This is a genomic window from Allosaccharopolyspora coralli, assembly GCF_009664835.1.
Lineage (GTDB): Bacteria > Actinomycetota > Actinomycetes > Mycobacteriales > Pseudonocardiaceae > Allosaccharopolyspora > Allosaccharopolyspora coralli.
Window position 1 is genome coordinate 4616972 of sequence record NZ_CP045929.1, and the last position, 13337, is coordinate 4630308.

11 protein-coding genes are annotated in these 13337 nt (G+C 69.2%); 3 read left to right on the plus strand and 8 right to left on the minus strand.

Annotated elements, in window-relative coordinates; all coding sequences use genetic code 11:
* Positions 1 to 438: 438 nt before the first annotated feature.
* The 6 genes from purM to GIY23_RS21610 all read right to left on the minus strand — a co-directional run bounded on the left by purM (position 439) and on the right by GIY23_RS21610 (position 6767).
* On the minus strand, positions 439 to 1557 hold the full coding sequence (gene purM, locus GIY23_RS21585; protein WP_154078331.1) for a phosphoribosylformylglycinamidine cyclo-ligase: 1119 nt from the start codon (positions 1555 to 1557) through the stop codon (positions 439 to 441).
* 115 nt (positions 1558 to 1672) lie between these two features.
* Positions 1673 to 3166, minus strand: coding sequence for an amidophosphoribosyltransferase (purF, locus tag GIY23_RS21590; protein WP_228717753.1), 1494 nt, complete (start codon positions 3164 to 3166; stop codon positions 1673 to 1675).
* Between the two features lie 279 nt (positions 3167 to 3445).
* Positions 3446 to 3853, minus strand: coding sequence for a sterol carrier family protein (locus GIY23_RS21595; RefSeq protein WP_154078332.1), 408 nt, complete (start codon positions 3851 to 3853; stop codon positions 3446 to 3448).
* A gap of 85 nt (positions 3854 to 3938) precedes the next feature.
* Positions 3939 to 4724 (minus strand): helix-turn-helix transcriptional regulator, encoded by a 786-nt coding sequence (locus GIY23_RS21600; RefSeq protein ID WP_228717428.1) that lies wholly within the window; start codon positions 4722 to 4724, stop codon positions 3939 to 3941.
* Positions 4725 to 5000: 276 nt separating this feature from the next.
* Complete coding sequence (locus GIY23_RS21605) at positions 5001 to 6167, minus strand: S8 family peptidase (protein WP_187351959.1); 1167 nt, start codon at positions 6165 to 6167, stop codon at positions 5001 to 5003.
* A gap of 186 nt (positions 6168 to 6353) precedes the next feature.
* A complete protein-coding gene (locus tag GIY23_RS21610; protein ID WP_154078333.1) occupies positions 6354 to 6767 on the minus strand; it encodes a PRC-barrel domain-containing protein in 414 nt (137 codons plus the stop codon).
* 204 nt (positions 6768 to 6971) lie between these two features.
* Here GIY23_RS21610 and GIY23_RS21615 point away from each other — a divergent pair, with 204 nt between their 5' ends.
* Genes GIY23_RS21615 through GIY23_RS21625 form a run of 3 tightly spaced genes read left to right on the plus strand, consistent with a single transcriptional unit; the run spans position 6972 to position 10534 of the window.
* On the plus strand, positions 6972 to 7559 hold the full coding sequence (locus GIY23_RS21615; protein WP_154078334.1) for a type VII secretion system-associated protein: 588 nt from the start codon (positions 6972 to 6974) through the stop codon (positions 7557 to 7559).
* A 60-nt stretch (positions 7560 to 7619) separates the two neighbouring features.
* Positions 7620 to 9497: a glycoside hydrolase family 15 protein gene (locus GIY23_RS21620; protein WP_154078335.1), complete on the plus strand. Its 1878-nt coding sequence runs from the start codon at positions 7620 to 7622 to the stop codon at positions 9495 to 9497.
* Complete coding sequence (locus GIY23_RS21625; protein ID WP_154078336.1) at positions 9494 to 10534, plus strand: glucose 1-dehydrogenase; 1041 nt, start codon at positions 9494 to 9496, stop codon at positions 10532 to 10534. Before GIY23_RS21620 ends, GIY23_RS21625 begins: the two co-directional genes overlap by 4 nt.
* Before the next feature lie 90 nt (positions 10535 to 10624).
* Here the strand turns inward: GIY23_RS21625 and GIY23_RS21630 are convergent, their stop codons facing one another.
* Positions 10625 to 12805 carry a putative bifunctional diguanylate cyclase/phosphodiesterase gene (locus GIY23_RS21630; RefSeq protein ID WP_154078337.1) on the minus strand — a complete coding sequence of 727 codons (2181 nt, stop codon included), beginning with the start codon at positions 12803 to 12805 and terminating at the stop codon, positions 10625 to 10627.
* A gap of 298 nt (positions 12806 to 13103) precedes the next feature.
* A complete protein-coding gene (locus GIY23_RS21635; protein ID WP_154078338.1) occupies positions 13104 to 13316 on the minus strand; it encodes a hypothetical protein in 213 nt (70 codons plus the stop codon).
* Positions 13317 to 13337: the final 21 nt, after the last annotated feature.

Genomic DNA, 13337 nt, shown 5'->3' on the forward strand with positions numbered 1-13337 from the left:
CCTCTCGGCGAAAGGCTCTGCAAGGCTCCAGCCGGACGGTATTCCCAGCAGGCGATAGATGGGGCCCGGGGGCACGCGCACACCAGCCATGCTGTGCAACGGCCGTGTCCCCGGTGGCATTCCCACGTGTGCTCGCTCGGATCGAGTGCTGGGGTCAGGCCACTGCGCCGCCGCTCAGATACCGGCCCGCGATGCGAGCTTCCGCCACGGAACCACCGACGCCGAGCACCGCGCACCCTTCAAGCGTCAGAGCTTGTGTCAGGGCATGGTCTCGCGTGCTCAGCCCGAGCACGATGAGAAGCTCCGGTGTTCCAGGTTGTCGCTCGCAAGGCCGGGGCCGCCGCTGCGTACGTGCTGGTACTCGAGGCGACCCCAACGCCGCGAACGGCAAGCTGGAACGCCGGTAGGTGACCACCACCGCAGACCACAGACAGCTTCTCAGAAACGCAGGTGGTTGCCGTGCAGCAGCACTCGCCGACCGTCCTCGGCTCCGTCGACCGTGGGCTGCTTGGCGACCTCGCCGAGCACGAACGCCGGGATGTGCCGAGCGGTGAGGACGGCCAGCGCCCGGTCCACGTCCTCGGCGGTGACGACGGCGACCATGCCGATGCCCATGTTGAACGTTCGTTCCATCTCGTCGGCGTCGACACGGCCGCGCTGGGCGATGAGCCCGAACACCGGCTCCGGTGTCCACGACCCGCGATCGAGGACGGCGGTGAGCCCCTCCGGGATCACCCGCTCCAGGTTCGCGGCGAGTCCGCCGCCGGTGACGTGTGCGAACGTCCGGACCTCGGCTTCGGCGGCCAGCGCGAGGCAGTCCTTGGCGTAGATGCGGGTCGGCTCCAACAGTTCCGCACCGAGAGTGCGGCCGAACTCCTCGACGTGGCCGTCCAGCGGCATCCGTGCGATGTCGAGCAGCACGTGCCGGGCCAGGGAGTAGCCGTTGGAGTGCAGCCCGGAGGATCCCAACCCGATGACCACGTCGCCGGCGCGCACCTTGTCCGGTCCGAGCATCGCGCCGGCTTCGACGACGCCGACCCCGGTGGCGGAGATGTCGTACTCCCCGGGGGCCATCAACCCGGGGTGCTCGGCGGTTTCGCCGCCGAGCAAGGCACAGCCCGCCTGCACGCAGCCCTCCGAGACACCTTTGACCAGCTCACCGACGAGTTCCGGGTCGACCTTGCCCGCGGCGACGTAATCCTGGAGGAACAGCGGTTCGGCGCCGCACACGACGAGGTCGTCGACGACCATGGCCACCAGGTCGATGCCCACGGTGTCGTGCTGTTCCATGGCCTGCGCGACGGCGAGTTTGGTGCCGACACCGTCGGTGGCCGACGCGAGCACCGGCTCCTCCCACCGGTCCAGCTTCAACTGGAAGAGCCCGGCGAATCCGCCGAGCGAGCCGAGCACCTCCGGCCGGGTCGCACGCCGCGCCCACGGCAGGATCCGCTGCACCGCTTCGTCACCGGCCTCGATGCTCACCCCGGCGGTGGCGTACGTGGCCTTCTCGTTGTCGGCGGACTCGCTGGTCGAACCCGCGAGCAGCTCTTCGGACACGGCTGTCTCCACATCTGATGGGATCGTCGGCTCGTCGACGCGTCGCGAGCACGCATCACGCTACGCGCAGCGGCGAGTCTCCGGGGGCCTCGGGTAGACGGCGGACCCCGCCGGGTCAGGGCCTGCGTACGGCATCTTCGGCGCCGTACCCGCTGGGCAGCACGGGTTCTGCCGCACCGGCTACACCCCGGGAGTCGAGCGGTTCGAGCAGATTCTTGCCGATCTGCTCGTTCTCGGGCAGCGGGATCGGGTACTCACCGTCGAAGCAGGCGGCGCACAGACGTGTCCGGGGTTGCTCGGTTGCGCTGATGAGCGCGTCGAGCGCGACGTAGCCGAGGCTGTCCGCCCCGATCGACCGGCGGATGCCGTCGGAGTCGAGCCCGTTGGCGACGAGTTCGGCCCGGGAGGCGAAGTCGATGCCGTAAAAGCACGGCCACTTCACCGGCGGCGAGGCGATGCGCACGTGCACCTCCACTGCGCCTGCCTCACGGAGCATCCGCACGAGCGCACGCTGCGTGTTGCCACGCACGATGGAGTCGTCGACGACGACGAGGCGTTTGCCGCGGATGACCTCGCGCAGCGGGTTGAGCTTGAGCCGGATGCCGAGCTGGCGGATCGTCTGGGAGGGCTCGATGAAGGTGCGGCCGACGTAGGCGTTCTTCACCAGCCCGTTGCCGTACGGCACGCCGGATTCCTGCGCGTAGCCGATCGCGGCGGGTGTGCCGGATTCGGGCACGGGGATGACGAGGTCGGCGTCGACGGGATGTTCGCCTGCGAGCCTGCGGCCGATCTCGACGCGGGTGCTGTGCACCGACCGGCCGGCGATCGTCGTGTCCGGGCGTGCGAGATAGACGTACTCGAAGATGCAGCCCTTGGGGTCGGGGTTGGCGAACCGCGAGGACCGCAGCCCGCTGCCGTCGATGGCGAGCAGTTCGCCGGGCTCGATCTCGCGCACGAACGAGGCCCCGACAATGTCCAGACCGGCGGTCTCGCTGGCGACGACCCAGCCGCGTTCGAGCCTGCCCAGCACGAGTGGCCGCACCCCGTGCGGGTCACGGGCGGCGTAGAGGGTGGACTCGTCGCTGAAGACCATGGAGAACCCGCCGCGCAGGGTCGGGAACAGCTGCATGGCGGCTTGCTCGACTCCCAGGTCGCCGGCGAGGTCGGCCAGCAGCGCGCACACGAGGTCGGAGTCGTTGGTGGCGCGTTCGCAGCCGTTGGCGGGCGAGGACGTGTTGGCGGCAGCCCTGTCCACGCCTGCGGCGACCACGCGGTCACGGAGTTCGGCGGTGTTGACGAGGTTGCCGTTGTGGCCGAGCGCGAGACCGCTGCCGGACGCGGGGATGCGGAACGTGGGCTGCGCGTTCTCCCAGGTGCCACCGCCGGTGGTGGAGTAGCGACAGTGCCCGACGGCGACGTGCCCGCGCAATGAGTTCAGCACTTGCTCGTCGAAGACCTGGCTGACCAGCCCGAGGTCCTTGTAGACGAGGACCTGCGAGCCGTCGCCAACGGCGATTCCAGCGGCTTCCTGCCCGCGGTGCTGCAGGGCGAACAAGCCGTAGAAGCTCAGCTTCGCGACGTCCTCACCGGGCGCCCAGACACCGAACACGCCGCATTCCTCGTGCGCGACGTCCTGGTTCGGGTCAGGCTCCGGCGCGGGAGGCGCGCCGGATGGCGTGGAGGTGTGCGCGGGGTCGGGACTGCCTGGCTGGCCCGTGCCGGGCCGATCGGTCACCACCGAGAACTCCCTGGAGGACGGAGCCGGAGTTACACCCCAGTGTAAACAGCGGCCGACGCGCGAATGACGAGATGTGACGTGTCCGCTGCCTCACAGGCGGCATTCACACCGGGCGAGGTTTTCGCGGTCGCACCGAGTGCGATATGTGTGTCACGCGGAGTCAGCGGACCCTTGCGTGGAGTCGATCCGCACGAGTGGCAGCCAGCCGTCGAGGTCGGCGCGGGCGCCGGACGCGGTGACCGAACCGTCGGCCACGGCTTCGGCGAACGAGAGCGCACCGGTGGCCATCCGCAGCCAGGTACGCGCGTCCGTTTCGATGACGTTGGGTGGCGTTCCGCGCGTGTGACGCGGGCCCTCCACGCACTGGACCGCCGCGTACGGCGGCACCCGCACTTCGACGCTGCGGCCGGGCGCGAGCTGTTCGAGAGTCCGCAGACTCAATCGCACCGCCTTGGCGAGCTCGGTACGTGGGGGCGGCTCCTCCCCGCCGTCGAGCCAGGGTGCGACGTGCTGCACAGCCCGCCGCAGTTCCGACGCCTCCACCCCACGCTTGGCCATGCCACGACCCTAGTCGACGGGCCGGCGTGCGAAGCGTGAGTCTTTTTGGTTGCCATAGCCACCAAAAAGGCTCACGCGGCCTTTCTCACAGCCAGCCGAGTTTGACCGCTTGCATACCCGCCTGGAATCGGGTCTCGACACCGAGACGGGCGATGAGCTCGCGCACCCTGCGATGCGCGGTGCGGGCACTGAAGCCCATCAATCGTCCGATGGTGTCGTCAGTCGCACCGGAGGCCAGCAGCGAGAGGATCCAACGCTCCTCCTCGGAGGGTTGGGCGTCGCCGTTGACCGTCGCCGCCTGGCCGGTGAACGGAGCCGCGAAGCGCCACAGGTCGTCGAAGATCCGCACCATCGCGGCCAGCATCGCCGAGTTCCGGACGACGACGGCGCTGTCGATGCTGTTCTCGCTCGTCACGAGCGGCAGCAGGGCGACCTCGTTGTCGACCACCAGCAGTTTGGTCGGCGCGAGGTGCACGACGCGGGCCTGCTCACCGAGCGAGACCAGTCGTGAGGTCACGTCGATCTGCGGCGGCAACGCGAGCGCCGCGCGGTCGTAGAGCACCTTGTAGTCGACGCCCTCGGACAGCTTGTGGGTCTCGACGGAGTCGAGCGAGTCCGTCGCGGCGTACGGTGGCTTGACGACGCCTTGGACCAGTGTCCGCGCGCTGCGCTGGAGTTCGTAGGCGGCCCACCCGACGCGCTTGCTGCCGTGGACGACCTGGAGGACGCCTCCGTTGCTGCCCCTGGCCCGCGCGGCTCGCGCCACGGAGGCGACGGTTTCCCGTGCGTCGACGTGGGCTTGGACTGCTTCGTCCGTGGCCGCGGGGCCGTTGACGACCCGCTCCGGTGTCGCGGTGTGTCCGGTGAGCACAGCCTCACCCCTCCCTGAGGTGGCAGGGGTGAATCACTGGCACCGATCCACCCCGTCGCGTGAAACGTAACCGGTTCGGGAGAAGGCCGGAACCAACTTTCGAAGGATGAACACCGTCACCTTTGCCTAATGTCACTCCTTCGTAGGAGTCCATTCACCCCGTGAATGAGAAGTATGTAACTCAAGGTGATCATCGTTGTGCGCCCGACCGCACGACTCGGGCCCCCTCTCCCACGAGGAGAAAGGGGGCCCGAGTCGTGCTGAGCGCGGCGGGCGTCAGCCCTGTGCGACCTGGAGCAGGTCCGGGATGGTGCCCTGCGGAGCGCCCTGGATGACCCCGGCCGAAGCGGTCTCCTGCAGCGCGGTCACGATGTCGGCCGGAGCCGAGCCCTCGTTGAGACCCAGGTGCACCGCGGCGACGCCGGCCACGTGCGGGCTGGCCATCGACGTGCCGCTGAGCGTGTCGGTGCCCCCGCCCGGAACAGTCGACTCGATGTCCACACCCGGGGCGTAGCCCTCCACGGTCTCGCCGTAGTTCGAGAAGCTCGCGTGAGTGTCGGTCTCGTCCGACGCCGACGTGGTGAACACACCCTCGGCCGACGCGGGCGAGACGTTCGAGGCGTCCTGGCTCTCGTTGCCCGCGGCCACCGCGAGGAACACACCCTGATCGACCAGGCCGGTCGCGGCCTCGTCCAGCGCCGGGTCCTTGCCGCCACCCAGCGACATGTTCGCCACCGCAGGCTTGCCGGCGGCGTCCTGGGCGACCCAGTCCAGACCCTTGATGATGCCCTCGGTGGTGCCGGAGCCGTCGTCGCCGAGAACCTTCACCCCGACCAGGTTCGACGCCTTCGCGACGCCGTAACCCGCCGAGCCGATCGTGCCGGCGACGTGCGTGCCGTGGCCCTGCCGGTCGCCGCCGTCACCACCGGTGGCGTCGAAACCGACCGAGGCACGACCCTCGAAGTCCGCGTGCTGGGCGTCGATCCCCGTGTCGAGGATGTAGGCGGTCACGCCCTCACCGTTGCCCGCCGGCGTGTAGGCCCCGTCCAGCGGCAGCTGGGGCTGATCGATGCGGTCCAGACCCCAGGTGGCCTGCACGTCTTGCGGCGGCGGTTCGACCTGGATCCGGTGGCTCTGCGAGACACCCTCGACGTTCGGGTTCGACCGCACCTGGTCCAGCTGCTCCGGGCTCAGCTGCGCCGAGAAGCCGTTCAGCGTGTTCGTGTAGACCTGCCGGGTCTGCACGTCCATCTCCTGAGCGGCACCGAAGACGTTGGCACCGTCCTTGAGGTTCACCACGAACACGTCACCGGCACCCGCGGCTCCTTGGCCGTGCATCGTCAGCGGGGCGGGCTCGGTGTCGAGCGCGTGTGCGGGGGCGGCGGTGAGCGCGAGAGCCGCGGCGGCCACACCGGCCCCGGCTCCGGTCATCAGCTTCTTCATGGAATCCCCTCCTGTTGTTCGTCCGGGTGGGGCCGGACGACCTAGGTACAACGCGGAAGGTAGCCATGCGGGTCACCCGACAGGTTTGAGTGGCGAGATATTGCCACAAGAATTCGGGATTCGGCTACGTCCAGTGATCATTTCGACGCGCAGCAAGCCTCGAACGTGATCAAGTGCTCGTGACGATCAGCCCGCCGCCGCCCAACGTCGAAGACGCAGTCGGACAGCCTGGACGTAGCCCCGGCCCGGTTCCTCCGAGCCACGCTGCTGCGACGGGATCACCCCGTACTCGAGGCCGTAATGCAGGAACAAGGCACGTTCCTGCTCCGCCAGCAGGTCGCCGTCGTGCAGCGACACCCTCGGCGCCTGTCGCACCACGTCCTTGCGTACGGCCACGGTGAGCGTGTCGCCGTCGAACGCCGCGCCGTCAAGCGGAACGAAACTCTCGTTGGTGCCGAACAGGCCGGTCTGGACCGTGATCCACGCGGGCTGGTCGGTGTGATCGTCGAGGAAGAGCTGCCCGACGATCCCGACCCGCTGCCCGTCCGGATCGAAGACCTCGCACCCGAACAGGGCCAACGACTCCCGTGGTTCGATCATGACCGACCGCCTCCCCGCTCCGATCGCCCGACCGGGTCCAGTCTCACCCCGCCGACACGACACCGGCACCTCGGAACGGCTGATTCGGCGGTCTCGACTCGGTCACGACGGCGCGCCGACGGGAGGCGTCCCCAGGGCTCCACCGGACCGATGGGACCCTCGGCGGGTACGCCGCATGCCGATCCGACGGAGTCCACCGTTCCCATGTCCGAGCAGCCCGAACAGCCGACCGCCCCACCCGTCACCGACGAGATGCGCGAGCAGGCCCGCCAGACCCCCGACAGCTGGATGTACATCATCGACCCCGGCTACGAGGAGTCCGGTGAGGACGTCCCGCCGGAAGGCGTGGTCGGCGCCTTTCGGATCGACTCCGCGGGCGAGATCGAAGACGAGTTCCACCACAACGACGAGTACGTGCCCTCCGAGTTCACCGGCCCGATCCCGGAGCCGACGAACGCACTGGAGCAGGTGTTGCACGCCATCGCCGCCGGCGACGCACCCGAGTCGGACCTGCCGCCTGCCATCCTCGACGCCGAAGTGCTGTTCTACGCACCCGAGGACGGCGAGGAGGACGCGATCTACGCGGCCGAGATGTCGGACGGATCGCAACTGGTTCCGGCGTGTACCTCGGTCGAGCGGGTGCCGGAGTCGTGGCCCGGGTACCGGCCGATCGCGGGCAACCTGCTGCCCGACCTGCTCAACGGACTCGATCTCGGTTTGAACCTGGACGACCCGATCCGCGCGGTGGTCCCCCACAGCGTGCTGCTCGAGACCGCCGCGCACCGCGACTGACCGGCTGCGAGCCTCGTCCCCGGGTGCCACCCCAGCGCCGATTACCTAGTCTCGGACGTGATGGCTCACGATCACGCACCTGCGAACGGGCCCGGCCTCATCGAGGACTATGCGTTGCTGTCCGATCTGCGGACGGCGGCTCTCGTCGGCAAGGACGGTTCGGTGGACTGGCTGTGTCTGCCGCGGTTCGATTCACCGTCGTGTTTCACGCGACTACTCGGTGATCACCGCGACGGACACTGGCAGCTCGCCCCGACGGCGACCGTGCGCGACGTGTCGCGGCGCTACCGCGGCAACTCGCTGGTCCTGGAGACCGACCTGCGAACCGACACCGGCACGGTCCGGCTCGTCGACAGCATGCCGCCGCACGAGAAGAACCAGCAGGACGATCCGTGCCTGGTGCGCCACCTGGAAGGACTCGACGGCGAGGTCGAGGTGCGGATGCGGTGGGTGCTGCGTTTCGCCTACGCGGACGCGGTGCCGTGGGTCCAGCACGTCCGCACCGAGGACCCGACCGACGAGTACGTCATCGGCGTCGCCGGCCCGCACGCGGTCGTGCTGCGCGGCGACGTCCTGCCGTACCCGGTCAGCGGTGAACTCGCCCACGAGGCCGTGTTCACCGTCCGCGCCGGGGAGCGGCTGTCGTGGGTGCTGCAGTGGACCAGCGACACCGACCAGGTCGCGCCGCCGCTGGATCCCGACCAGGAAACCCGGGACAGCGAGGACTTTTGGCACGAGTGGACCTCGCGGCTGCGCTACACCGGGGAGCACTCGGAGGCGGTCTACCGCTCGCTGGCGACCCTGAAGGCGCTGACCTTCGACCCCACCGGCGGCATGGTGGCCGCACCGACGACGTCGCTGCCCGAAGCACTCGGCGGCGACCGGAACTGGGACTACCGCTACTGCTGGCTGCGGGACGCCACGCTGGTGCTGCTCGCCCTGGACAACTACGGCTGCTCCGACGAGGCGGCGGCCTGGCGCCACTGGCTGGTGCGTGCGGTCGCCGGGGACCCGGCGGACCTGCAGATCATGTACGGCATCAGCGGCGAACGCCACATGTGGGAACGGGAGCTGGACTGGCTGTCCGGCTACCAGGGTTCCGCTCCGGTACGCATCGGCAACGGGGCGTTCCGCCAGCTCCAGCTCGACGTGTTCGGCGAGGTCATGGACGCCTTGCACCTGGCACGGGAACGCGGCTTGCAGGACACCGCGCGTTCCTGGGACGTGCAGCGCGGCATGCTGACCCACCTGGAGACGATCTGGCAGCAGCCGGACAAGGGTCTGTGGGAGGTCCGCGGCCCGGACCGGCACTTCACACACTCCCGCGTGATGGTGTGGGTCGCCTTCGACCGGGGGGTTCGGGCGATCGAGGAGCACGGATTGTCCGGCCCGGTCGGCCGCTGGAAGGAGCTGCGCGACACGGTGCACGAGGAGGTACTCACGAAAGGTTTCAACGAGGAACTGGGCGCGTTCACCCAGTACTACGGGGGCACCGAGCTGGATGCGTCGATCTTGTTGATCCCGGCCGTGGGGTTCCTGCCGGGCGACGACGAACGGGTCACGAGCACCGTGCGCGCCGTCGAGCAGCGGTTGCGGCACGGCGTGCTCGTCGACCGGTACGAAGCCGCGGAAGGTGAGCACTCGGTCGACGGGCTGCACGGGCGCGAAGGCTCGTTCCTGGCGTGCTCGTTCTGGCTGGTGGACGCACTGGCCGGGGCCGGGCGCCGCGACGAAGCGGTGGAGATGTTCGAGGGCCTGCTCGAACTGGCGAACGACGTGGGGCTCTACGCCGAGGAGTACGACCTGCACAGCGGCCGTTTCACCGGGAACTTCCCGCAGGCGTTCAGCCACCTGGGGCTGGTCAACTCGGCGGCGGTGCTCTACGGCGGGCACGTGCGCAACGAATCCGTCCGCCGCGGACCGTGGAGCCGGCGGTGAGGGCGGCCACGGTCGTCCCCGGCGACCCGGACTCGGCGGGGGTCAGCGAACTGCCGGGTCCGACTCCGCAACCGGGCGAACTGCTGGTCGAAGGGCTGCTCGCAGGAATGTGCGCGACCGACCGGGAAGTCGCCGCGAGCACGCACGGAGTGCTGCCTCCTGGCCACGACCGGTTGGTTCTGTTCCACGAGTCCGTGGGCCGGGTGCTGCACGCGCCCGCGATCAGCGGCTTCCACGAAGGCGACTTCGTGGCGGGCGTGGTGCGCAGACCGGACCCGAAGCCCTGTGGGGCGTGCGCCGCGGGCGAATGGGACTTCTGCCTCAACGGCGAGTTCACCGAACGCGGCATCAAGGGCCTCGACGGGTTCGGTGCGCAACGGTGGACGGTCGAACCACGGTTCGCGATCCCCGTCCCGGCGGCGCTGGGCGAGTTGGGGGTGCTGACGGAGCCGACGTCGGTGGTGGCGAAAGCCTGGGAGCAGGTCGAGCTGATCGGCCGCCGCTCCTTCTTCGCGCCGCGACGCGTGCTGGTGACCGGAGCCGGACCGATCGGCCTGCTCGCGGCGCTGCTGGCGGTGCAGCAAGGGCTCGAGGTGCACGTTCTCGACCGGGTCGACGACGGCCCGAAGCCCGACCTGGTCGCCGAACTCGGCGCGACCTACCACCGGGACGTGATGGCGATCGGGTTCGAACCGGACGTCGTCGTGGAGGCGACGGGCTCGGGTGAGGTCGTCTTCGAGGTGCTGCAGCGAACCGCGCGCAACGCGATCACCGTGCTCACCGGTATCTCCGGTGGCGACCGCACGGTGCCGATTCCGGCCGGGGCGATCAACAACGAGCTGGTGCTGGACAACGACGTGGTCGTGGGCAGCGTCAACGCCAACCTCAGGCACTACCGGTCGGCGGTTCAGGCGCTGGCGGCCGCCGACCCCGAGTGGCTCTCGTCGCTGATCACCCGCCGCCTTCCGCTCGACAAGTGGCCGGACGGTTTCTCCGGCGGGCCGCACGACATCAAGACCGTCGTCGAACTCCAGTAGCTCTGCGACCGACGAACAGCATTCCCGCCCCACCCCGAAGAGGCGAACGGCACTCTCGCCCCACCAGACGAGGCGAAAGTGCCGTTCGCCTCAGGCCCACTGGGGTAGGTGGTCCGCGATGAAAGCCCGCGCCCGGTCCGGCAGACACGGCTTCTCGAAGTAGTAGCCCTGGCCGGTCTCGCACCCGATCGCCGCGAGCCTTTGGGCTTGGTCCTCCGTCTCGACACCTTCGGCCGTCACCGAGAGGCCGAGGGTGTGCGCGAGCTCGACGAGGGTGCGGACGATGCGCGCGTCGACCGGGTCCGGCTCGTCGGGGTTGCGGAGCCCCTCCATGAACGATCCGGCGATCTTGAGTTCGTGCACGGGCAGATGCCGGAGGTAGGCGAGGTTGGAGTAGCCCGTCCCGAAGTCGTCGATGGCGATGCGGACGCCCATCTCGGAGAGGCGGCGCAGCGGCTCGAGTGCTTCGTCGGCGGTCCCCATCACTGCGCTCTCGGTGAGTTCGAGTTGCAGTTTGGCGGCTTCGAGACCGGTCTCGGCGAGGACTGCGGCGACGTCCGAGACGAGCCGGGGTTCGCGGAGCTGGCGAACGGCGAGGTTGACGCTCACGAACGGGGCGGTGTCCCCGAACTCGTCCGCCCACTGCTTGGCCTGCCTGCACGCGGTGCCGAGGACCCAGCGCCCGAGGGGGACGATGAGCCCGGTCTCCTCGGCGAGGCCGATGAACTTGTCCGGTCCGAGTCGCCCGTGGTCAGGGTGCCACCAGCGCACGAGCGCTTCCACGCCGACGACCTCGCGGCGGCGGAGACCGACGAGGGGCTGGTAGTCGACGTAGAACTCGCCGTGTTCGAGCGCCGCCGGCATGGTCGCAGAAAGGTGGAACCGCGCGAGTTCGCTCGCGTTGCGCACCGGGTCGAACGTCTTCCAGGTCCCTTTGCCCTCGGACTTCGCCCAGTAGAGCGTGACGTCGGCGTCGCGGATGAGCTCGGCGGCGTCCTGGCCCTCGACGGGACGTTCGACGATGCCGATGCTGGCACCGACGGACAGTTCGTTGCCGCCGATGCGGATAGGGTCGCCGAGAGCGTCGAGCACGGTCTCGGCGATGTCGACGGCCTGCTCGGTGCCGGTGGAGTCCTCGACCAGGATGACGAACTCGTCGCCCCCCATGCGAGCGACGAGACGGTCGGAGCCCCGCACGGTGTGCGCGAGGCGGTCGGCGACCGCGACGAGCAGATCGTCACCGATGTGGTGCCCGAGGCTGTCGTTGATCATCTTGAACCCGTCGAGGTCCATGTAGCAGACGGCGATGCGTTCGTCGTCGCGATGCGCGCGCATGGTCTCGTCGAGCCGGTCGAGCAGCAGCGCGCGGTTGGGCAGGCCGGTCAGCGGGTCGTGCATGGCCTGGTGGCGCAGGCGTTCCTGCAGCGTCTTGCGATCGGTGACGTCCTCGACCATCGCGACCTGGTAGAGCGGCAGGTCGTCCTCGCCGCGCACGAGGGAGACGACGATCTCGGTCCATACCCGGGTTCCGTCGGGGCGCACGAACTGCTTCTCGACGCGGTACTGGTCGCGGTCGCCCCGGACGAGTTGCTCGTAGACATCCCGATTCTCGTCGTCCTCGTCGGGGCCGGTGAGCTCGTAGACCATCATGCGGCGCAGTTCGTCGTACGGTCGTCCGAGGATGCGGCGCAGCGAGGAGTTGACTTCGAGGATGCGACCGCCGATGTCGGCGATGCCGATGCCGAGCACGGCTTCGGCGAAGATCGCCCGAAAGCGGGACTCGCTGGTGCGCAGTGCGTTCTCGACGGAGTCGCGGGCGTCGATGACGGCCTGCCGGATGGCTTCTTGCTCGTCGAGCGTGCGCTTGCGTGCGGCCTGCACGAACCCGGCGCACACCGCCCCTTGGATCGCCGAGAGCCGCTGTCTCCACTCGGGCGTGTCCTCGATGCCGAGCAGGCGCAGCGCGTCCTCGCCGAGCACGTCGACGGTGCCGGCGAGGGACTCGGCGCCGGTGAAGTGGACGGCGACGAGGTCGGCTCCGACCGCCCGGGCGTCCTCGCTGTCGAACGGCTCGCTGACCAGGTCGGCGACGAGCCGCTCGGTGTAGCTCTCGAGCCTGCGTTCGACCTCGTCGCCGGTCATCGGGACGTAGCTGGTGCGCGTCAACGCCTGGGCCCAAGCCAGAGCGAAGCGTTGCCTGTCGGCGGCCCTGACGGCACCAGCGCTCGACGGGTCCTCGGCGCTCGGCGATGACGCGGTCCACCGAGTCATTCCTGCGGCGTCCTCCGCTTCTCCTGCTCGCCTTGGCGGGCTCGTCCGAGCATACGTTCGGGGTCACCGTGGAGCCGAGCACACGTCAGCGGGACGCCGTCGGCGGCGCCCGGTCGCGTGAGCGAGCGTGGTTCCCCTTGATCGTCGCTGCCGTCGCAGCACGATACTGGCCCCCAGCCCGGCAGTCATGGCCGCTACGCCCGTGCCCTGTTGACCGAGTGATCACAGTACGCCGCTCAGGTGAAATTGATCCTCGTGGACACCGTCACGACGCGTGTGCACGGCACGCTTCCTCGGGTCAGAATTCTGCCAGCCCGGTGACGAATTCACCAAATAGGCGGACAGTCTGGCAACTCATCGCCACACCGTCGAACGAACGCTGCACCGATGGAGCGAGCGGGTTCACGCGAACGACACTTCGTCGTCCGCTCGTGACGCGATGACCAAGCGTCCCGACGCCTTTACCACGGGTGATCTCGCCGTGCACGGTGATCCCGAACGGTCCGCCCACGCGGGCCCACCGGGAAGGGAA